Annotated in this window: 22 protein-coding genes; 10 read left to right on the forward strand and 12 right to left on the reverse strand. The window is 69.6% G+C overall.

The genetic code is table 11. From position 1 onward, the window contains the following. The first annotated feature begins 1 nt into the window (after position 1). Positions 2 to 883, forward strand: a complete 882-nt coding sequence (locus ACPYN4_RS14155; RefSeq protein WP_424446719.1) for a siderophore-interacting protein — start codon at positions 2 to 4, stop codon at positions 881 to 883. Continuing rightward, the gene (locus ACPYN4_RS14160; protein ID WP_281652508.1) at positions 883 to 1,449 is read left to right on the forward strand and encodes an ECF transporter S component; all 567 of its coding nucleotides are present in this window, start codon (positions 883 to 885) and stop codon (positions 1,447 to 1,449) included. Before ACPYN4_RS14155 ends, ACPYN4_RS14160 begins: the two co-directional genes overlap by 1 nt. A gap of 117 nt (positions 1,450 to 1,566) precedes the next feature. Here the strand turns inward: ACPYN4_RS14160 and ACPYN4_RS14165 are convergent, their stop codons facing one another. After that, complete coding sequence (locus tag ACPYN4_RS14165; RefSeq protein ID WP_424446720.1) at positions 1,567 to 2,730, reverse strand: acyl-CoA dehydrogenase family protein; 1,164 nt, start codon at positions 2,728 to 2,730, stop codon at positions 1,567 to 1,569. Positions 2,731 to 2,860: 130 nt separating this feature from the next. Here ACPYN4_RS14165 and ACPYN4_RS14170 point away from each other — a divergent pair, with 130 nt between their 5' ends. Beyond that, a complete protein-coding gene (locus ACPYN4_RS14170; protein WP_424446721.1) occupies positions 2,861 to 3,946 on the forward strand; it encodes an Rv2578c family radical SAM protein in 1,086 nt (361 codons plus the stop codon). A 37-nt stretch (positions 3,947 to 3,983) separates the two neighbouring features. On the opposite strand, the gene ACPYN4_RS14175 is transcribed toward ACPYN4_RS14170, so the two are convergent. The 3 genes from ACPYN4_RS14175 to ACPYN4_RS14185 all read right to left on the reverse strand — a co-directional run bounded on the left by ACPYN4_RS14175 (position 3,984) and on the right by ACPYN4_RS14185 (position 10,444). Then, complete coding sequence (locus tag ACPYN4_RS14175; protein ID WP_287271968.1) at positions 3,984 to 4,628, reverse strand: hypothetical protein; 645 nt, start codon at positions 4,626 to 4,628, stop codon at positions 3,984 to 3,986. Positions 4,629 to 4,771: 143 nt separating this feature from the next. After that, entirely contained in the window at positions 4,772 to 6,955 is a 2,184-nt protein-coding gene (locus tag ACPYN4_RS14180; protein ID WP_287271966.1) for a DEAD/DEAH box helicase, read from the reverse strand. A 300-nt stretch (positions 6,956 to 7,255) separates the two neighbouring features. Continuing rightward, on the reverse strand, positions 7,256 to 10,444 hold the full coding sequence (locus ACPYN4_RS14185; protein WP_424446722.1) for an efflux RND transporter permease subunit: 3,189 nt from the start codon (positions 10,442 to 10,444) through the stop codon (positions 7,256 to 7,258). A 190-nt stretch (positions 10,445 to 10,634) separates the two neighbouring features. On the opposite strand from ACPYN4_RS14185, the gene ACPYN4_RS14190 reads away from it, so the two are divergent. From ACPYN4_RS14190 to ACPYN4_RS14200, 3 genes are read left to right on the forward strand one after another with little or no spacing between them, the layout of a single operon-like run. Beyond that, positions 10,635 to 11,336, forward strand: coding sequence for a hypothetical protein (locus ACPYN4_RS14190; protein WP_239279760.1), 702 nt, complete (start codon positions 10,635 to 10,637; stop codon positions 11,334 to 11,336). Continuing rightward, a complete protein-coding gene (locus ACPYN4_RS14195) occupies positions 11,333 to 11,974 on the forward strand; it encodes a polymorphic toxin type 15 domain-containing protein (protein WP_287271962.1) in 642 nt (213 codons plus the stop codon). The genes ACPYN4_RS14190 and ACPYN4_RS14195 overlap by 4 nt, the downstream gene beginning before the upstream one ends. A 10-nt stretch (positions 11,975 to 11,984) precedes the next feature. Continuing rightward, on the forward strand, positions 11,985 to 12,542 hold the full coding sequence (locus ACPYN4_RS14200) for a GAD-like domain-containing protein (RefSeq protein ID WP_424446723.1): 558 nt from the start codon (positions 11,985 to 11,987) through the stop codon (positions 12,540 to 12,542). Between the two features lie 16 nt (positions 12,543 to 12,558). Here the strand turns inward: ACPYN4_RS14200 and crcB are convergent, their stop codons facing one another. The 4 genes from crcB to ACPYN4_RS14220 are packed head-to-tail and all read right to left on the reverse strand — an operon-like array spanning position 12,559 to position 14,633. Then, positions 12,559 to 12,936: a fluoride efflux transporter CrcB gene (gene crcB / locus ACPYN4_RS14205; RefSeq protein WP_424446724.1), complete on the reverse strand. Its 378-nt coding sequence runs from the start codon at positions 12,934 to 12,936 to the stop codon at positions 12,559 to 12,561. Beyond that, the gene (locus tag ACPYN4_RS14210) at positions 12,933 to 13,370 is read right to left on the reverse strand and encodes a fluoride efflux transporter FluC (protein ID WP_424446725.1); all 438 of its coding nucleotides are present in this window, start codon (positions 13,368 to 13,370) and stop codon (positions 12,933 to 12,935) included. Before ACPYN4_RS14210 ends, crcB begins: the two co-directional genes overlap by 4 nt. A 20-nt stretch (positions 13,371 to 13,390) precedes the next feature. Further along, entirely contained in the window at positions 13,391 to 14,353 is a 963-nt protein-coding gene (locus ACPYN4_RS14215) for a DNA topoisomerase IB (protein WP_424446726.1), read from the reverse strand. A gap of 10 nt (positions 14,354 to 14,363) precedes the next feature. After that, entirely contained in the window at positions 14,364 to 14,633 is a 270-nt protein-coding gene (locus ACPYN4_RS14220; protein ID WP_424446727.1) for a DUF7218 family protein, read from the reverse strand. A gap of 118 nt (positions 14,634 to 14,751) precedes the next feature. Here ACPYN4_RS14220 and ACPYN4_RS14225 point away from each other — a divergent pair, with 118 nt between their 5' ends. Then, complete coding sequence (locus ACPYN4_RS14225) at positions 14,752 to 14,913, forward strand: hypothetical protein (protein ID WP_424446728.1); 162 nt, start codon at positions 14,752 to 14,754, stop codon at positions 14,911 to 14,913. A gap of 78 nt (positions 14,914 to 14,991) precedes the next feature. Here ACPYN4_RS14225 and ACPYN4_RS14230 read toward each other — a convergent pair whose 3' ends face one another. After that, positions 14,992 to 15,753 (reverse strand): MerR family transcriptional regulator, encoded by a 762-nt coding sequence (locus tag ACPYN4_RS14230; protein ID WP_424446729.1) that lies wholly within the window; start codon positions 15,751 to 15,753, stop codon positions 14,992 to 14,994. Positions 15,754 to 15,890: 137 nt separating this feature from the next. Between ACPYN4_RS14230 and ACPYN4_RS14235 the strand changes: the two genes are divergently transcribed. Beyond that, positions 15,891 to 16,787: a DUF4097 family beta strand repeat-containing protein gene (locus ACPYN4_RS14235; RefSeq protein WP_239279750.1), complete on the forward strand. Its 897-nt coding sequence runs from the start codon at positions 15,891 to 15,893 to the stop codon at positions 16,785 to 16,787. 2 nt (positions 16,788 to 16,789) lie between these two features. Further along, a complete protein-coding gene (locus ACPYN4_RS14240) occupies positions 16,790 to 17,413 on the forward strand; it encodes a PadR family transcriptional regulator (protein WP_076691884.1) in 624 nt (207 codons plus the stop codon). Between the two features lie 12 nt (positions 17,414 to 17,425). Here the strand turns inward: ACPYN4_RS14240 and ACPYN4_RS14245 are convergent, their stop codons facing one another. Continuing rightward, positions 17,426 to 17,953 (reverse strand): universal stress protein, encoded by a 528-nt coding sequence (locus tag ACPYN4_RS14245; RefSeq protein ID WP_281652800.1) that lies wholly within the window; start codon positions 17,951 to 17,953, stop codon positions 17,426 to 17,428. A gap of 179 nt (positions 17,954 to 18,132) precedes the next feature. On the opposite strand from ACPYN4_RS14245, the gene ACPYN4_RS14250 reads away from it, so the two are divergent. Then, positions 18,133 to 18,312 carry a DUF3073 family protein gene (locus tag ACPYN4_RS14250; protein WP_076691886.1) on the forward strand — a complete coding sequence of 60 codons (180 nt, stop codon included), beginning with the start codon at positions 18,133 to 18,135 and terminating at the stop codon, positions 18,310 to 18,312. A 39-nt stretch (positions 18,313 to 18,351) separates the two neighbouring features. Here ACPYN4_RS14250 and ACPYN4_RS14255 read toward each other — a convergent pair whose 3' ends face one another. Together ACPYN4_RS14255 and purF are read right to left on the reverse strand one after the other, a co-directional pair. Next, positions 18,352 to 18,915, reverse strand: a complete 564-nt coding sequence (locus tag ACPYN4_RS14255; RefSeq protein WP_424446730.1) for a hypothetical protein — start codon at positions 18,913 to 18,915, stop codon at positions 18,352 to 18,354. 133 nt (positions 18,916 to 19,048) lie between these two features. Next, complete coding sequence (gene purF, locus ACPYN4_RS14260) at positions 19,049 to 20,530, reverse strand: amidophosphoribosyltransferase (RefSeq protein WP_424446731.1); 1,482 nt, start codon at positions 20,528 to 20,530, stop codon at positions 19,049 to 19,051. Positions 20,531 to 20,546: the final 16 nt, after the last annotated feature.

The following is a 20,546-nucleotide window of genomic DNA, read 5'->3' on the forward strand; positions in this document are numbered from 1 at the left end:
CATGGCCCGCTTCTCCAGCCTCGTGAAGCCCGCATCGCAGGAACTCATCCACCTGCAGGTGGTGCGCACCGAGCGCCTCACGCCGCACTGGATGCGCATCACGCTCGGCGGCGGCGAGATCGCGCGCTTCACGCCGATGGGCTACGACCAGTGGTTCCGCATCTTCCTGCCACACAGCGGCGAGGGCGGCGATGAGGGGCTCGAGCGCATCCCCGCGAAGGCGAACAAGATCTTCGGGTACCTCAAGTACCTCCGGATCCCCGACGGCGTCCGCCCCGTCATGCGCAACTACACGGTGCGCGCGTACCGCGCGTCCGGTCCGAGCGGCGGCCCGGAGATCGATGTGGACTTCGTGCTGCACGCCTCGGGTCCGACGGCCGGTCCCGCATCGCGGTGGGCGGATGCCGCGGTGCCGGGCGAGTCTGTCGTCGTGATCGACGAGGGTCTCGGCTTCAATCCGCAGCGCGGCGTCGAGAGCGTGCTGCTGGTGGCCGACGAGACGGGTGCGCCCGCGGTGGCCGGCATCTGCGCGTCGCTGCCGGACTCGGCCACCGGAGTCGCGCTGATCGAGGCGCCGTCGGCGGACGACGTGCTGGAATTCCCGGCGCCGGCGGGCGTCGAGGTGCGGTGGCTGGTGCGCGATGCCGCGGCGAAGCCCGGCTCCCTCGCGCTGGAGACGCTGCAGCAGCTCGAGACACCGGCATCCGACGCGCACTGCTTCATCGTCGGCGAGCAGTCCCTTCCCACCGCCGCGCGCCGCCACCTCGTCGCGCAGGGCGTCGACAAGGACCGGATCAGCTTCGTCGGCTACTGGCGCGTGGGGGCGGCGTCGCCCGCCCCCAAGTCGCAGCAGGCTCAGGCCGCCGTCGGCGGAGCGCACTGATGGGCAAGGTGACGACGGCGTACCTGTTGACCTGCGCCGCGATCGGCGTGGCGACCGGCCTGCTGATCATCCCGGCGACGGCCTTCTCGACGGCGACCTACGCGACCATGCCACCCGTCTCCGCGATCGTCGCCGGTGCGTGGGTCATCGGGTTCGTCGTCGCGATGCGGTTGATCGAGCGCCCCGGCGCGGCCCTGTTGACCGGTCTGATCTCCGGCCTCGTGGCCACCCCGCTGTCGACGACGGGCGCGGCCATCGTCGTCACGAACGTGATGTTCGCCGCGTTCATCGAGCTGCCGTTCCTGGTCACGCTGTACCGGCGCTGGTCGCGGTGGCTGTATCTCGTGGGCGCCACGCTGCTGGCGGCGTTCTACTCCGTCTGGACCGTCACGGCCGCGGACATGCAGGCGTTCCAGGGGTGGGTCGTCGCGCTCTACGTCGTCGTCCTGGTCGCGTCGGAGTTCGGGGCGGTGGCCCTCGGCCTCGTCATCGCCGACCGGCTGCGCGCCGCGGGCGTCGCGCGTCTCGCCCGGCGGCGGCCCGCCGACGTCGCAAAAGCAGGCTGAACCGGCCGATCCGGATGCCGCAACGCCCGTTTCGGTCGATCCGGCCTGCTTTCCGAACGCGAAACGCCGGATGCCGCGCCCGCCCGGCGGGGCGGTCGCGGCATCCGGCGTCGCGAGCTACTTCTTGCCGACGATCTGACGCGAGACGAGATCGCGCATGATCTCGTTCGTGCCGCCGTAGATGCGGTGTACGCGGGCGTCGAGGTAGGCGCGGGCGATGGGGTACTCGGTGATGTAGCCGTAGCCGCCGTGCAGCTGCACGCCGACGTCGAGGAGTTCCGCCTCGCGGTCGGTCGACCAGAACTTGACCTTCGCCGCTTCTTCGGCCGTCAGCTTCTTGTCCTTGTAGAGCAACATCGCGCGGTCGTTGTAGGCCCACATGACGTCGACGGTGGTGGCCATGTCGGCCAGGCGGAAGCGGGTGTTCTGGAAGTCGGCGATGCGCTCGCCGAACGCCTCGCGGCTGAGCACGTAGTCGCGCGTCCAGACGAAGGCCGCCTCACCGGCGGCGGCAGCGGCGACACCGATCGAGAGGCGCTCCAGGGGCAGGTTCATCATGAGCTGGATGAAGCCCATGCCCTCCTTGCCGCCGATGAGGTTCGCGTCGGGGACGAAGACGTCGGTGAAGCTGAGCTCGGCGGTGTCCCAGCCGTGGAAGCCCATCTTCTCGAGCTTCTTGCTGTGGTCGAAGCCCTCCATGCCGTCTTCGAGGATGAGGAGGCTGAAGGCGTCCGGCCGGTTGCCCTCGCCGGTCTTCACGAACGTGACGACCATGTCGGCGGTCTTGCCGCTGGAGATGAAGGTCTTGGCACCGTTGACGAGGTAGCCGCCGTCGACCTTCTTGGCGGTCGTCTTGATGCCTCGGAGGTCGGACCCGGCGCCCGGCTCGGTCATCGCGAGCGCGCCGAGGATCTCGCCGGTCGCCATTCCGGGCAGCCACTTCTCCTTCTGCTCCTGCGTGCCCATGTGCACGATGTACGGCACGGCGAGGTCGTCCTGAATGCCGAACGCGCCGGCGAGCGAGCCCTGTCCGGCGCCGATCGTCTCCTCGAGCACGATCGCGCGGAAGCGGTAGTCCTGCAGCATCCCGGCGCCGCCGAACTCCTCCGGCACGGACAGTCCGATGATGCCGGCCTCACCGGCGGCGAGCATGGTGGCGCGGTCGATCTCGCCGTCCGCCTCCCACTGCTTGCGCTTCTCCTCGGTCGCGTAGCGCTTGAGGAACTCCTTGACGACGTCGCGGAACGCCTCGTGGTCCTCGTCGTAGATCTCGCGCTCCATGCTGCGCCTGCCTCTCGTCGTCGAGTGTCGAAGATGTGGGATGCAATCCCAGCAGCAATGGTACTCGGTTTCACGCGGCGTCACGCGGCGGGGATTGTCGTCCCCATCGTATTTATGTTCTACTTTTCGTATGCGGTGGCAGGGACAAATGATCGATGGCGTGGATGCCGCGGCCCTGCCCGGTCTGGATTCGATGGCCGGTCTGCGAGCGATGACGGGTCACGTGCGCACCGTCACGACGCCCGAGTTCGCCGGAATGACCTTCCACGAGGTCCACGCGAAGTCCGCCCTGAACCACGTGCCCGGCGCCTCCGCGATGCCGTTCGACTGGACCGTCAACCCGTACCGGGGCTGCAGTCACGCCTGCGCCTACTGCTTCGCTCGGAACACGCACACCTACCTCGACCTCGACGCGGGGCGCGACTTCGACAGCCAGATCGTCGTGAAGGTCAACGTCGCCGACGTGCTGCGGCGCGAGCTCGCGGCGCCGAGCTGGTCGCGCGAGTCGGTCGCCCTCGGGACCAACACCGACCCGTACCAGCGCGCCGAAGGCCGCTATCGGCTCATGCCCGGGATCATCGACGCGCTGGCCGACAGCCGCACGCCGTTCTCGATCCTCACGAAGGGGACGCTGCTGCGGCGCGACCTGCCGCAGCTGCAGAATGCTGCGTCGCGCGTTCCGGTCTCGATCGCGATGTCGATCGCCATGCCGGACGAGGCGCTGCGCCAGACCCTCGAGGCCGGCGCCCCCACGTTCCAGGCGCGCCTGGACACCGTGCGCGCGGCGACGGATGCCGGGTTCCCGGTGACCGTCTTCCTCATGCCGATCGTGCCCCACCTGACCGATTTGACCGCGGTGCTCGACGACGCGCTCGCGCGCATCGCGGCATCCGGCGCCGTGCGCGTCGTCTACGGGGCGCTGCATCTGCGGCCAGGCGCGCGCGAGTGGTTCTGGACCTGGCTGGAGCGCGAGCACCCCGAACTCGTGCCCGCGTATCGCGGGCTCTACCCTGGTGCGTCGGTCTACGCACCGGCCGGCTATCGGAAGTGGCTCGCCGCGCGAGTGCGCCCGCTGCTGCGGAGGCACCGGCTGGGCGGGGGTGCCGAGGAAGAGGTCGAGACGCGACCCGCCCGACCTGGCCCGGTGCGGACGACAGCGCGCGGCGCCCGCGCGTCCGCCGCGGCGGCGACCCTCGCACCCGCCCGGCTGTTCTGACGCTCGGTCGGATGCGCCGTCGGGCGCACCGCGCGTGTCAGCGGTCGTCGAGGCCCGGATTGGCCGCACGCAGCTCCGCGACGGCCGGCGCTGCGACGTGTGCGGCCGTCTCGGAATCGATGAGGCTGCCCCGGAGGATGAGCCACGCGTCGCCCACGAACGTGTAGGAGACGGTCGTGCCCCCGAGCCCCTCGTCCGTCGCGATGGCGAAGGACGGCGCCCCGTCGATCTCCGACTCGGCGTACCCGCCGTCCGCGCGCAGCGCGTCGATGAGGTTGTCCCGTGTCGGGGCGTCGATGTCGAGGGTGTACACGCCGACGGCAGAATCCGACTGCGGCACGCCCAACAGGCACCCTCGGTTCTGCTGCGCGCGGCTCGCCGCATCCCGTGCGAGGGGACCCGGCAGGTTGCCGGCGAGCGCCGTGCCCTCCATCGTCTGGATCAGAATGACCTCGCTCCACCGCTCGACCTGCCGGACGGATTCGATGGGGACGAGCTGCCCGCAATCGGGGATGACCAGCGCCGCGGGGGACGGCGACGCCGTGACCGTCACGGTCTCCGTCGGCGTGGGCTCGCCGGTCGGTGAGGACTGCGGGCCGGTGCAGCCGGTGAGGGATGCCGTCAGCACAGCGGCGGCGAGCGTCAGCGATGCGGTGGTTCGATGTCGATATCGGAGTCGCATGCGCCCGACCCTACGGACGCCGCCGCACCGCAGACGACCCCCTGCGGATTCCGCAGGGGCTCGGGTACCCTCGGCCGCTCGTCCCGTTCCGACGCGCAGCCTCTCGGCATCCGGCCCCTGCGTGAGACCCCGACGAACCGCTGCTACGCCGGGACCACCTGACGTCCCGACAGCTCCTCGAGCACGTCGTCGCCGATGCGGGCCTCTTCGAACGGCGCGTCGATCTCGGCGCGCTCCAGCATTTCGGTCATGCGACGGCGACGCTGGCGGGTGATGAGCGTCACGACGGTGCCGCTGCGGCCGGCGCGCCCGGTGCGGCCGGAGCGGTGCAGGTACGTCTTGTACTCGTCGGGGGCATCGGCCTGGATCACGAGGTCGATGTCGTCGACGTGGATGCCGCGCGCCGCGACATCCGTTGCGACCAGCACATTCACGCGCCCCGACGTCAGCCGCTCCAGGTTGCGCGTGCGCTTGGCCTGATTGAGGTCGCCGTGGAGAGCGACGGCGTGGATGCCGGCGTCGTCGAACTGCTCGGCGAGCATCTCGGCGTAGGCGCGGGTGCGCGCGAAGACGAGCGTCTTGCCGTCGCGGTCGACGAGGCTCGTCAGGATCTCGGCCTTGTCGCGGTGGTCGATCACGAGCACGCGGTGGTCGATCGTGCCGGAGTCCTGGTCCTCTCCGGCCACCTCGTACACGGCCGGGTCGACGAGGAACTCGTCCACGAGCGCGGCGACCTCGCGGTCGAGCGTCGCCGAGAACAGCAGCTTCTGGGCGCCGTCTTCGACCAGGCGCAGGATCCGCTGCATCGGCTCGAGGAAGCCCAGCTCGCTCATGTGGTCGGCCTCGTCGAGCACGACGATGCGGATCTCGGAGAGGTCGAGCTTGCCCTGGTTCTGCAGGTCCTCGATGCGGCCCGGGGTGCCGATGATGATGTCGACACCCTTCTTCAGCGCGCCGACCTGGCGCGCCTGGGGCACGCCGCCGTAGATCTGGGTCGTGAAGAGGCCGACGCTCCGGGCGATCGGCTGGATCGTGCGGTCGATCTGCAGCGCAAGCTCGCGCGTCGGCGCGAGGATCAGGGCCTTGGGGCTGCGGCCGAATTCGCGCCGCTTGCCGGCCTGGCTGCGGAGGATCGACTCCACGAGCGGCGCGCCGAAGGCGATCGTCTTGCCCGATCCGGTGCGCCCGCGCGCGAGCACGTCCTTGCCCTCGAGGATCGGAACGACCGTCGCTGCCTGGATCGGGAACGGGGACGCCGCGCCGAGATCGCTCAGCACGCGCACGATGTTGTCGCCGAGCCCGAGGCTCGCGAACGTCACATCGGCGACCGCCTCGGCCTGAACGGCCTCGGCCTGCAGCTTCTCGTGGACCGTGTCGGCGTGCTGCTCGTACGCGGCGCGACGTGCGGCATCCTTCTCGTCCTGCTTCCAGTCCGACCGGTTGCCACCGTAAGCGGGGCGGTCATCGCGGCGGGCGCGGTCGTCGCGAGCCGGACGGTCATCGCGGCGCGGACGGTCGTCGTACGAACGAGCCGGACGGTCGTCGCGGCGCGGACGGTCGTCGCGGCGGGGGCGGTCGTAGCTCCTTCGATCCGTGGCGCTCCGGCCGGATTCGGCGCGATCAGGGCGGTCTCCCCGCGAATCGAAGGAGTTGCGTGCGGGACGCTCGCGGTCGTCGCGGAACGACGGACGGGCGTCACCGAATGTGCGGCGGTCGTCGCGCGGCTGGCGCTCGCCCCGGGCCGGGCGTTCGTAACTCCTTCGATCCGTGCCGTTCCGGCCGAAATCGGCACGATCAGGCCGGTCTCCCCGCGAATCGAAGGAGTTGCGTGCGGGACGCGGGCGGTCGTCGAAGCGACGCGCCGGGCGGTCGGAACTCCACCGATCCGTGCCACGAGAGCCGAAATCGGACTGTTCGCGGCGATCTGCGCGCGAATCCGTGGAGTTCCGGCGGTCCCGGTCGCCATAACGCCGGTCGGGCCGGTCGCCATAACCCCGGTCGGGCCGGTCGCCGTAACCCCGGTCAGGCCGACCCCCGCGGTCGTCGCGTCGCGCGCCCTGGGCCTGGTTGCGGATGCCGCGGGCCTCGTCGCGGCCGGCGCGCTCCTGCGCGGTCCAGCGCTGCTTCTTCTCGGGCGCCTGCTCGTCGGCGGGACGGTACCCGCGGTGCTTCGGGCTCTTGCTGCCGGCGGTGCCGGCGGAGGCCTGACCAGGGCGGGTGCGCTTCGTCTCGCCCACCGACCGGTCATGGTACGAGGTCTTCTTCGCGCCGTAGCGCGGCTCGAAGTTCTGTGCGCGGCCGCCGGCCGGCTTCTTGTTCTTGGGCATGGGAGTGTCCTTCTGGGTTGTCTCGTGCGAGAACAGCGCTCGACGCCGAGACGGCGCAGAGCAACCCGGACAATCGTCGGCCGGGGGCCATTCACAGTGATGGTGATGTGCATCGAGTGACGCTCACCATCGGCCCCATGAACATACAAACGGGACTCACACACCCATCCGCGCATGCGCGGTGTTCAGAGCCGACCGCACCACTGTACCGGTCCCACCTGTGAGACCACCCGGCCCCACAGCACCCGGCCCGCAGCGCACCAAGACAGGAGATCTCACCGAGACAGGACGTGTGAGCGCTCACGCCTCCTGTGTCGGCGACTTTTCCTGTCCCGGTGATGCGCGTAGCGCGCGGCGCGGGTGCAGGTCGCTCGTGTCGACGGGGGTGAGGTCGGGGCTCGCGGCCCGCGACCGGCGGGCCGCGCGGCGCTCGCGCGCACCCTCCACGAGGTTGTAGAGCGTCGGCAGCACGAGCAGGGTCAGCACGGTCGACGACACGAGACCGCCGATGACGACGATCGCGAGCGGCTGCGAGATGAACCCGCCGTGGCCGGTGATCCCGAGCGCCATGGGCGTGAGCGCGAAGATCGTCGCGAGCGCCGTCATGAGGATCGGCCGCAGACGTCGCGATCCGCCGGCGAGGACGGCGTCGTGGGCGTTCAGCCCCTTCTCGCGGTACTGGTTGACGAGGTCGACGAGCACGATCGCGTTCGTCACGACGATGCCGATCAGCATGAGCACGCCGATGAGCGAGGCGATGCCCAGCGGCACGCCCGTGGCGATCTGCAGCAGGATCGCGCCGGTCGCCGCGAACGGCACCGAGACGAGCAGCAAGAGCGGCTGCCGCAGCGACTTGAAGGTCGCCACCATGACGATGTAGACGATCAGGATCGCCGCGAGCATCGCGAGACCCAGCTGCGCGAACGCGTCCTGCTGCTGGGTGAGCACGCCGCCGATCTTCGCGTCGGCGCCGGTCGGCAGGTCGACTCCGTCGAGAGCGGTGGTGACGGTGGCGGATGCCGCGTTCAGATCGTCGGTGGACGGGCTCACCGTCACGGTCGCCGTGCGCTGTCCGCGCTGCGTCGTGATGGAGGTCGGGCCCTGGCTCTGCTCGACCGTCGCGACCTCATCCAGGCGGATGAGACCCGCCGCCGAGGCGATCGGCAGGGCGCGCAGCTCGTCGATGGTGCCGGGCACCGACGCCGCCTGCAGGTAGACCGTGAGCGACGTGCCGTCGATCTCGACCGTGCCCGCCTGCCGCGGCTGCATCGTGTTCGACACGAGCGCGCCGACGGCGACCTCCGACAGTCCCAGCGAGGCGGCCTTGTCGCGGTCGACCGACACGGCGACGTAGGGGAGGGATGCCGAGAGGTTCGAGGTGACCTGACCGAGGCCCTCCTTGCCCTCGAGCGCGGTGACCACGGCATCCGTCGCCTGCTGCAGCGCGTCGGCGTCGGGCGCGGTCACATCCACCTCGACGTCGCTGGAGCCGAAGCCGCCCTGGCCGGCGGCCACGGTGATCGTGCCCGCATCGTCGATGTCGGCGAGCGCGGACTGCACGTCCTCGCGGACGGCGACCTGGTCGGCGTCGGGGTCGGTGGTGATGGAGTAGGTGATGCCCGCGCCGCCGCCGGAGAACGCGTCGCGGATCGCGGAGCCGGACGACCCGATCGAGGTCTGCACGGTCTCGACGCCCGGAACGCCCAGCAGGACGTCCTCGACCTTCTTCGCCGCCGCGTCCTCCGCGTCGAGCGACGCGGCCTGCGCGACCTCCTGCGTGACCGTGAACGTGTTCTGCCCGCTGTCGCCCAGGAAGTTCGTCTTCATGAAGGGGGCGGCCGCGAGGGTGCCGCCGAGCACCAGCACGGCGAGGATGACGGTGACCCAGGAGTGCTTCAGCGTCCACGACAGGATCGGCAGGTACGCCTTCTGCAGCTTCGAGGGCGGCGCGGCGGGGTCTTCCGGGTCGATCGGGTTGCCGTCGGCATCCCGCACCGGCTTGCCGGGACGCAGGAACCAGTACGCCAGCACCGGCACGATCGTCAGCGCCACGAACAGCGACGCCGACATGGCGATCGTGACGGTCATCGCGAACGGCCGGAACAGCTCGCCGGTCATGTCGCCGACGAAGGCGATCGGCAGGAACACCGCGACGGTGGTGATCGTCGAGGCGGTGATGGCCGCGGCGACCTCGCGGACGGCGAGGAGGATCGCCGGCAGCTTCTCCGCCCCCTCCACGTAGTGCCGCTTGATGTTCTCGATCACGACGATCGAGTCGTCGACTACGCGGCCGATCGCGATCGTCAGGGCACCGAGGGTGAGGATGTTCAGCGAGTAGCCGAATGCCTGGATGCCGACGAAGGTGATGAGAACGCTCGTCGGGATCGAGATCGCGGTGACGAGCGTCGAGCGCACCGACAGCAGGAAGACGAGGATGACGAGCACCGCGAACACGAGGCCGAGCAGCCCCTCCTGCGCGAGCGACTCGATGGACTGCTCGATGTAGGGCGCCTGGTCGAACACGACGGTGAACTCGGCCTTGTCGCCGAGCGAGTCCTGCAGCTGCGGCAGCAGTGCGGTGACCGCGCGGCTGACGTCGACGGTGTTGGCGGCGGGGAGTTTCGTGATCGAGATGGTGAGGGCGGGCTCGCCGTTCACGCGGGAGATGGACGTCACCGGGTCCTGGCCGAGGACGACAGTGGCGACGTCGGCGATCGTGACGGTGCCCGCGGCGAGCTGCTCCGCGGAGGTCGGGACGAGCGGCAGCGCGGCGATCTCGTCGACGCTGGTGAGCTTCGCGCCGGTCTGCACCGTGAGGGTCTGGTCGCCCTCGGTGACCGACCCGCCGGGGAACAGCACGCCGTTCTGGTCCAGGGCGTCGGTGATGGCGGTCTGCGTGAAACCGGCGGCGGCGAGCTTCGCCTGGTCGGGGGTGATGGTCACCCGCTGCCCCTGACCGCCGATGATGGATGCTGCGCTGACGCCCGCGACGTCTTCGAGGTCGGGGATCGCGGTGGCTTCGAGCTGCGCCTGGATGGTCTCCTCGTCGTCGTAGCCGGTGACGGCGAGCGCGATGACGGGCAGGTCATCGATCGAGAACGAGACGACGTTGGGCTCGACGCTGTCGGGCAGCGTCGACTTGATGCGGTTGATCGCCTGCAGGATCTTCTGCTCGGCTGTCGCGAGGTCGGTGCCGTAGGTGAACGACGCCTGGATGATGGAGGCGTTCGTGGTGCTCGTCGCGGTGGTGGACTCCAGCCCCGGAATGCCCTGGATCGCCGTCTCGATCGGGGTCGACACGTCGTTATTCACGACGTCGGGCGACGCGCCGGGGTAGGTCGAGAGGATCGACAGCTGCGGGAACTCGATCGAGGGGATGAGTTCCTGCTTGAGATTCGTCAGCGCGAGCCCGCCGAACATCGCCGCGACGATCGTGATGAGCGCGATGAGCGCGCGATTCTTCATGCTCAGGACGGCGAGGTTCGACACGGAGGGCCTTTGCTGTGGATGCCGGTGGGCTGCAGACGGGTGCGGACGCTGTCGATACACGAATGTATCCAGTTCATTGTCGCATGCCTCGCCGTCGCAGCCGGCGGTCTGCGCGGCCGATGGGTAGTTCTCCCCATGGTCCAACCGGGGGTGGGCCGTTTACGGTGAACACGGAGGTGCTGCGATGGGGATGATGTTGCCGAACGAGCTCGTCTGGGTGATGGAGAAGCTCGGATTCGAGTGGCCGGATATCGACGAGGACGAGGTGCGCAAGGGCGCGACCCTGGTGCGCAACCTCGGCACCGACCTGGAAGACGTGATCCAGGCGGTGGACCGGAAGATGAACGGCGACATCGCGGCAGCGCTGCAGGGCAACGCGGGACCGGCGACCCTGTCGGCGTGGAACACCAACCGCTCGCAGAACCTGCAGCGGCTCGTCGACATCATGCCGCCGGCGGCGACGGCGATGGACATCGGAGCCGGCGCGATCACAGCGCTGAAGGTCAAGGTCATCGTCGACGTGACGACGACCCTGGTCACCCTAGTGGCCATGCTGACGAACCCGATCACCGCGGCCGGGGCCGGCCCCATGCTGCTGATCAAGAAGAAGCTGCTGAACGCGGCGGTCGACATCGCTGTCGAGCAGCTCATCGCCCAGGTCGCCCCCATGGCGATCGAGCCGCTCGCCGAGCAGCTGCCCGCGGTGATCGACGCGATCCTCGACGCTCCGATGGTCGAGGGGGCCGTCGGCGACACCGACGAGTTCCACGCCGACCTCGCCGCGCTCGAAGACGCGCAGTCGACGATGAAGCTGCACGGCGCCGACATCCAGTCGCTGACGTCCACCTTCTTCGCCGAGTTCTCGGCGCTGGACTTCGGCGGGGACGGATGAGCGCGCTCAAGCCGATCATCCGGGAGCTGAAGGAGGCCGCTCTCCGCGGCGGCGCGCACGCGAAGGACAAGCTGCCCCACCTCACCCGCAACATCAACGACCGTCTCGATACGGTGGTGCGCAGGGTAAGGGATGCCGATCGATTCGACGACGCCATCGACGTGAACCTCAAGCGCTTCAAGCGCAACAAGAAGCACGATTCTGCCGAGTATCACCGGCAGTACAACGAGCAGATGGACACGCTGCAGAACATGTCCGCCGCCGATTGGCTGCGTAACCGCATCGAGTATCTCGAGAACGGACGTACCCCTGACTCGGTGCGTGCGCAGCAGAACGCCCGCGATTACGCCCTGCAGCAGCGCATCCTCGAGCTTCGCCGCGAAGGCCAGTCACGCGACGAAGCCAAGCAGAACGCGCTTGAATGGCTCACGACCCAAGCGGCAACACACCGCCTCGACGGTATCGCGGGCGGCGACATCACGGACATCTCCGGCGTGGGCGACGCGCGGGTGAACTCCTCCCTCGGGTCGCAGTGGCGCTCGCGTGTGGACGACATCGACCGGGCCGTCATCGACTACGTCAATGCACACCCCGGCGTGGATCTGAACAAGATCTCGATCAATGTGCTGTTCAGATAGGTTGGGATCCATGGTCGAGATCGCTGACTTCGTCCCGCACGCGCCCGTCCCCCGGGAGATCGTCGACGAGTATCGCGGGCGGGTGCCCGACGAGCTGATCGAGGTCTGGGAGAACTACGGCTACGGCACCTTCGGTGAGGGGTTCCTGCGGATCATCGACCCGAAGCTCTACGAGGCCGAGGTCGGCGACTGCATCGGCAAGACCCAAGGCGACGGCATCGCCATCCCGGTCATGACCACCGGCCTCGGAGACCTCATCACCTGGGAGCCCAGCGCCGGCGTCATCGGCATCCTCTACCGCGAGATTCGGACGGTCGGGCTCGGCAGCATGGACGCCTTTCTCACGCTCACCTATCTCGACGGTGCCGAGCACCTCTCCGACACGCTGAACTGGGACATCTTCCCCGAGGCGGTCGCGGCGCACGGCGAGCTGCCGTATGACCAGTCGTTCATCTTCGTCCCGCTGCTGTCGATGGGAGGGGAGGCGAAGGTCGAGAACCTCCACAAGCGCGACACCATCGCCTCCATCAAGGTCGCCGTCGACCTCCAAGGCATCATCGGCCACTGAGTCATCGGCGACCGGGTCAGCGGGGCGGCAGACCGCCCAGCAGAAGGCCAAGCGCCGCCGCCACGAGGCACAGCGCGAGGGTGCCGAGCAGGTTCAGCCACGCCCAGTCGCGTCGCCCCCGCTGGGCGAGCAGCACCGTCTCGGCCGAGACCGTGCTGAAGGTCGTGAAACCGCCCAGCACGCCGACGCCGATGATCGCGACCCACGTCGGCGACACCAGCGCACCGAGGCCGGTGATGAGGCCCAGCAGGAACGACCCGATGATGTTGACGACGAGGATGCCGACGGGGAAGGCGCCCTTGCGACCGCGCATGATCGCGCCGTCGAGCAGGTAGCGCGGGCCAGCGCCGAGCGCGCCGCCGGCGATGAGCAGGGTCCAGTCCAGGCCGTTCACTCGGCCTCCTCCGGCGATTCGACCTCGCCGGGCCGGTCGACGATGCGCCGCCCGACGGCCAGTCCCGCCGCCGCGGCGAGAGCGCCGCCGAACAGCGACAGGGCGACGAGGGCGAGGCCGACGAACGGCGAGGCGCTCGCGGTCGTGACTGACTGCACCGCGAACGCGCTGTAGGTGGTGAACCCGCCCATCACGCCCGTGCCGAGGAAGAGACGGCCGAGGGGATGCCGGTCGTCGAGCCAGCCGATGATGACCCCCAGCAGCAGCGACCCGACGAGGTTGATCCCGAGGGTCACCGCAGGAACGGCCAGCGGATGCACGGCCGAGCCGCCCGTGAGCGGCACGACGAGCAGCGCCCGGGCGGCGACGCCGACCGCACCGCCGACGATGACGAGCACGAGGGCGGCCGGTGAGAACCATCCCGCGCGGGCCACGAGCCGAGATTATCGGCCGATCAGCCGAGGATCAGGGAGCGGATCGCCGATTCGGGCGAGACGGTGCGATCGAGCATCCTCCCCTGCCGGTAGCGCGCGAACACCCGCGGATCGATGTACGAGCTCTTCGCCACCGTGGGGGTGTTGCCGAGCGCCTCGGCGGCCGCCTTCACGGCGAGCACCTCGGCGCGCTTGCGCTGCGTCTTGGTGTCGACGGCGCCGATGCGCGCGAGAGCTTCGGCGGCGAGGATCGTGCCCCGCAGCGTGCGGAAGTCCTTCGCGGTGAAGGCGCCGGCGGTCATGGTCCGCACGTACGCGTTGACCTCCTTCGGCGTGAGGGGCACGCGCCGCCGGCCGCGCTCGTACGCGAGAAGAGGTGAGGTGGGGCGACCGGCGACCAGCAGCGCGATGACGGCGGCGAGTTCCGCATCGTCGATCTCGAGGCTCTGCCGCTTGCCGCTCTTCCCCGGGAAGCGCAGGCTCGTCACGGTCTCCTCGACCGCGGCATCCCGCCGCCGGAGCGTCGTGAGCCCGCGGCTGCCGTGCTTGGCGAGATAGCGCTCGCTGCCGACGCGCGGCGCCGCCTGGTCGAGCAAGCGGAACGCCGTCGCGAGCACCCGCTCCCGGTCCAGCCCCTCGCGGCGGATCGACGTCGTCACCCGCCCTCTCGCCCGCGGCAGCGATTCGGCCAGCTGCAACGCCCGCGCGTACTTGCCCTTGTCTCGCCCCGCGGACCAGTCCGGGTGATAGAGGTACTGCAGACGCCCCGCCTCGTCCACCCCGGTCGCCTGGATGTGCCCGTTCGCCGCGGCGCTGATCCAGACATCGCTCCAGGCCGGGGGGATCACGAGTGCCACCACACGGTCGCGCTCCGCCGCGGGGAGGGCGGCCCCGTCGGCATCCGTGTAGCGGAAACCGGAGCCGGAACGCACACGCCGGTACCCGAGGTCCACCCCGGGATGGACCTTCTTCAGACGCACCACGCCGGCGCCGTCAGGAGTTTCGCAGCATGTCGATGAGCTGCGCCTTGCGCGTGCCGGAGTAGCCGCGGATGCCGAGTTCCTTCGCTCGGGCGCGCAGGTCGGCGACCGTCCAGTCGTCGTACGACCCGGCCTCACCGCCGCGCTCACCCACCTTCTTGCGCCCGTCGCGGGCGGCGGCGTTGGAGATGCGCGCGGCCTTCTGCTTGGAGGCGCCGTCCTTGCGCAGCTCCTCGTAGAGCTCGGGGTCCTTCAGGGAATTGGGCGTGCGATTCTGGGGCATATAACGGCCCTATCGCAGATTCGGTCCGGGTGGCAAGGGGGGTGCCACCGTGCCCGGTCAGGGCTAGATTCGGTGCGTCATGGAGTCCCCGGACATCCCGGAGAAAGGGAGCAATCACATGAACATCGCTCTGATCATCATCATCGTCGTCGCCATCGTGCTCGCGATCGTGGGAGGCATGTCCCAGGCCCTCAACTGGCTGCTCTGGGTGGCAATTGTCGTCGGACTCATCGCGCTGATCGCGTTCCTGTTGCGAGTCGTGCGCGGGGGCCGGGCCTAGTCCCCACCCCGCACACGACACGGCAATGGCCGGGAGCCCTCGGGCCCCCGGCCATTACCGTGCTCTCCCCGCCCGGGCTCAGAGGTTCCGGTCCGCGTAGACGGCGAGGGCATCGCGGACGAACGTCGCGCCGGCGACGCCGCCGTAGTTGGCGCCGAAGCGCTCGTCGGCGACGTACATCTCGCCGAGACCTCGCATGTACCCGGCGATGTCGGCGTGCGGGTCGGCGGCGGGCGTGCCCGGGATGCCGCGCAGCCACGCGACATGACGCGCCGCGAGCTCCTGCGCCGCGGCGCTGTCGGAGGCGAGGCCGGATGCCGCGGCATCCTGCCACGCGGCGTTCAGCGCGGCGGTCTGCGCCTTCCAGTCCGCCTGCGTCGCGACGTCCATCCCGCGCCACCACCGGTCGGAGTCGGCGTAGGCCTTCTCTCCCCAGCGCTCGGTGACCTCGTCTTCGTACTGCGTGTGGTCGAACCCGTCGAACATGTCCTCAGCCATGGGTTCCTCTCCCGTCTCGAGTGTCGTGATGGTCTTCTCCACGGAGGCGATCTGCCGCGCCAGCCGGTGTTGCTCGTCGCGCAACCAGGCCAGGTGCGCGGCGAGAGCCGCTTCGGCGGCCGCCGGTCGCGCGAGGATCTCGGCGATCTGCGGCAGCCCGAGACCGAGCTCGCGCAGCAGCAGGATGCGCTGCAGCCGCAGCAGGGCCGCGGAGTCGTACCGCCGGTAGCCGTTGGCCCCGACGCTCGACGGCGTCAGCAGGCCGAGCTCGCCGTAGTGCCGGAGGGTCCGGCTCGTCGTGCCGGCGAGTTTCGCGATCTCCTGAATCGACCATTCCTTCATGGGGACCACGGTAGAGGTTGACGCGACGTCAAGGTCAAGCGCATCCTTTCCCACGCTCTGGCAAATCGAGATATATCGTGTTACCGTCTCCTCAACGCGATATATCTCGATTCGCGACCGAACACAGGAGAACCCCCATGACTCTCGAGAAGTGGCTCATCAAGCCGGGCGAGACCCGGGTGATCGACCTCGAAGACGTCCGCAAGCTCAAGGTCGGCCTCATCGGCGGTCAGATTGACGTCGTCGCCCACGACGAGCCGGGCGTGCGCATCGAAGTCCACGCCGTCACGATCAAGGATCTGCGCATCGAAGCCTCGGGCGATGTCGTGGAGATCGACCACCCGCAGCTGCGCTGGGACAACTTCCTCGAGGTGTTCCGCAACTTCAGCGCCTCCGGGCCGAAGGCGGAGATCAGCGTCGCCGTGCCCCGCCAGATCGCGCTGACCCTCGGCGTCGTCTCCGCGAGCGCCCTCGTGTCGGGCCTCGAGACCGACGCGCGCCTCAACACCGTGTCCGGCGACATCATCGTCGACGGCATCACCGGCGACCTGTCGGCCAACGCCGTCTCGGGCGACGTGCAGATCCGCGGCCTCACCGGCACGCTGAACGCCAACTCGGTCTCGGGCGAGGTCGCGGCGACCGGCAGCATCCGCAAGGCCACGATCGACACCGTCTCGGGCAACATGCTCGTCGACTCCACCGGCCGGGTGGATGCCGTGAGCCTCAACACCGTCTCCGGCGACGCGACCGTGCGCATCGACGAGGGTCACCCGGCGAACTTCGTGCTGCGCAGCGTCAGCGGCCGCCTCACTGTCGACGGCATCAAGCGCTCGACGTCCGGGCCGTCCAACTACGTCGACTCGGTCGGCGAACTCAGCGGCAGCTTCGTCGACGTGCGCGCCAATTCCGTCTCGGGCGACGTGACGGTGCTGCGCCGTGCGGCGACGCAGGAGCCGGATGCCGCGGCATCCGCCCCCGTGTCACCGAGCCCTGAGCCCGAGCCCGCCGAGCCGTCCTTCCCCGAGGAGGTCTGAGCATGGCCCCCGTGTTCTCGCACGGCGATCTGCGCCTGTACCTGCTGAATCTGCTCGACGAGTCGCCCCGACACGGCTACGACCTCATGCAGGCGCTGTCCGATCGCACCGGCGGCACGTATACGCCCAGCGCCGGCACCATCTACCCACGCCTCGCCAAGCTCGAGGAGGAGGGCCTGGTCACCAAGGTGGTCGACGGTCGCAAGACCGTGTACGAGATCACCGACGCCGGCCGCGCCGAGGTCGCCGCTCGTGCGGGTGAGCTGGAGGGCATCGAGGCGGGTCTCGCCGACAGCGTCCGGCTCATCGCCGAGGAGGTGCGCGGGAGTGTCCGCGAGGCCATGAAGAGCCTGCGCGCCGACCTCGCGGCCTCCGCACAGTCGGAGCGGCACACGGCGAGCGAGCGCGCCACGTCGGCATCCGCCTCGGCGGACGACGACCGCGCGGCCTCGCGCGAGCAGGTGCGCCGCGCGGAGGCGCTCGTCGGCGAGTTCCGCGCGAACGTCCGCGCCGACCTGCGCTCACACCTCGCGCACGGCGGGAGCCTCGCGGCATCCATCATCGACGACCTGTCCCGCGCGCTCGACGACGCCTCCCGCGCGCTCACTCAGGCGCTGCGCCGCTGAACCGGGGCGGCGTCAGCCGGCGTCGTCGTGCGGCCAGAGGGGCTCGTCGTCCGCGGCGGGCTCCTCCAGCGGCACGACCAGCACCGGTCGGGACTGCCGGTGGGCGAGCCGGGCGGCCACCGACCCGGTGAAGAACTCCCGGATCGACTCGCCGAACCCGCGGCGGCGGGTGCCGACGACGATCAGCCGCGCCTGCGACTGCTCGGCCAGCTGCTTGATCGCCAGCGCCGGGTCGCCGACGAGCTGGCGCACCGACCAGTCCACCCCGGTCCCGTCGAGAACGGATGCCGCGGCAGCCGTCACCGACCCCAGTTGCGCCTCCCCGACCGCGATGTCGAGATCGATCGGCGCGGAGTGGACGTATCCGTCCGGATCCTCGTACGTGACGAAGCGGGTGACGTCGACGTGCGCCACGATCAGGGGCGCACCGAACAGCTGTGCGTAGCGCGCCGCCTCCTTGAGGACGCGCGGCGGCTGATCGGGAATGACCCCCACGATCACGGCATGCTGAGGGACCGGGCCCGCTTCGGAATCGCTCATGACGCCCTCTCTGTCATCGGCCCTCCACAGCGAGGCCTGGAGGGCACCGTGTTATCCTGAATGCTACTCTTGCCGGTTTCCAGCCGGATCGTAAACCGCATCGTGAATGCACGAGGCAAACGCCGGGCAATGTGACGGGCCGCCGCACAGCCCGTGACTCAGAAATGAGGGGGTCTCGCATGGGGCGTGGCCGTCAGAAAGCGAAGCACACCAAGATCGCTCGCGAGCTGAAGTACGACACCTACAACGTCAACTACTCCGCACTCGAGAAGGAACTCGGTCACCACGACGACGATCCGTACGTCGACAAGTGGGCCGATCAGTATGCCGACGACGAGGACGAGCTCGAAAAAGCCTGACCTCGCGGCATCCGTCCGGCGCGTCCCGCGCGGGACTTCTCACCATGCGCCGTGCCGGCGCTCCCACTCGTCTTCGATCGTGTGCGGTCGCGCGACGATGATCCCCGCGGGGATCGTCGCCAGGAACAGGATGCCGAGGAGCAGCAGCGTGGGCGGCCATCCGTTCGTGGCCTCGTGCAGAATGCCGAACGACAGCGGGAAGAGCGCCCCGATCGCGTAGCCGACGCTCTGCGTGAACCCGCTGAGCGCGACGGCGCCCTCGTGCGTGCGCGCCCGCAGCTGGATGAGGACGAGCACCGCGGAGAACAGCCCCTGCGGCGTTCCGAGCAGCACGACCCACAGCACCGTCGCCGCCGTCGGGGCGAACACCATGCCCGCGACGCCCGCGAGACCCGCGACGAGCGCCACCGCGTACAGCACGCCGACCCGGCGCCACCGGGTGAGGACGATCGGCACGAGGATCGACCACGGCAGACCCATCGCGCCGAACAGCGAGAGCAGAGCGCCGGCGGCGGCGTGGGAGACCCCGGCGTGCTCGACGAGGATCGCCGGCAGCCCGCGAAGCACACCGGCGGTGCGGTGCCGATGAGGCCCGCGACCCACGCGGGGACGGCGAAGTCGGCCTGGATCTCGGTGAGGATGGGCGACAGCGCGGCCACCGCCGAGCGCAGCGAGAACGCCACGAGGACGACGCCCGCCAGGGCCAGCGCGCGCCCGCGCCACAGCGAACGGGTCGTCAAGACTCCTGAGTGCCCTCGACCCAGGCGAGGTACTCGTCGGTGACGGTGCCGGTGATGTACCGGCCGTCGAAGCAGCTCATGTCGAGGTCCTCCACGTCGGGAGAGCCCTCCAGGATCGCCGCCTTCAGGTCGTCGATCTCCTGGTAGACCATGTAGTCCGCGCCGAGCTCCTTCGCGATCTCGGGGATCGTCCGGCCGTGGGCGACCAGCTCGTGACGCGACGGCATGTTGATGCCGTAGACGTGCGGGTAGCGCACCGGCGGGGCGGCCGAGGCGAAGGTCACCGAGAGCGCCCCGGCATCCCGCGCCATCTGGATGATCTCCTTGGACGTCGTGCCGCGGACGATGGAGTCGTCGATGAGCAGCACGCTCTTGCCCTTGAACTCGCTCGACATCGCGTTGAGCTTCTGGCGCACGCTCTTCTTGCGCACCGCCTGGCCCGGCATGATGAACGTCCGGCCGACGTAGCGGTTCTTGTAGAAGCCCTCGCGGTACTCGACGCCCAGCTTGCGCGCGACCTGCATCGCGGCGGGTCGGGAAGAGTCGGGGATCGGCATGACGACGTCGATCGCTCCCGCCGGCGTGTACTTGGCGATGGTGTCGGCGAGGCGCTCGCCCATGCGCAGCCGCGCCTCGTACACCGAGATGCCGTTCATGACCGAGTCGGGACGGGCGAGGTACACGTACTCGAACGAGCACGGCACGAGCTGCGGGTTCGACGCGCACTGCTGCGTGTGCAGTCGGCCGTCGAGGTCGATGAACACCGCCTCTCCCGGCTCGACGTCGCGCACGACCTCGAAGCCGCCGTTCTCGAGCACGAGCGACTCCGACGCAACGATCCACTCGTAGCTGCCGGTGGGAGCGCCCTCGGCGTCGACCGCGGGACGCGTGCCGAGGATGAGCGGGCGGATGCCGAAGGGGTCGCGGAAGGCGAGCAGACCGTAGCCGGCGATCAGCGCGATGGCCGCGTACGAGCCCTCGACGCGCTCGTGCACCCGCGAGACGGCCTGGAAGATCTGCTGCGGATCGAGTTCGAGCCCGGCGATCCCGGCCTGCAGCTCGTTCGCGAGCACGTTGACGAGCAGCTCGGTGTCGGAGCTGGTGTTCAGGTGCCGGCGGTCGGTGCGGAACAGCTCCTCGGTGAGCTCGCGGGTGTTCGTGAGGTTGCCGTTGTGGACGAGGACGATGCCGTACGGCGCGTTGACGTAGAACGGCTGGGCCTCCTCCTCGCTGGAGGCGGTGCCCTTCGTGGCGTAGCGCACGTGCCCCAGGCCGATGTTGCCGAGGAGGGCGCGCATGTCGCGGGTGCGGAAGGCCTCGCGCACCTGACCCTTCGCCTTGAACAGGTGGAAGACGCCGTTGCGCTCCGCCGTGGCGATGCCGGTGGAGTCCTGTCCGCGATGCTGCAGCAGCAGCAGGGAGTCGTAGATCTCCTGGTTGACGCCCGCCTGACCGACGACGCCGACGATTCCGCACATGGGTTGTTGCTCAGTC

The sequence above is a fragment of the Microbacterium sp. CH-015 genome, assembly GCF_049707015.1.
Lineage (GTDB): Bacteria > Actinomycetota > Actinomycetes > Actinomycetales > Microbacteriaceae > Microbacterium > Microbacterium aurum.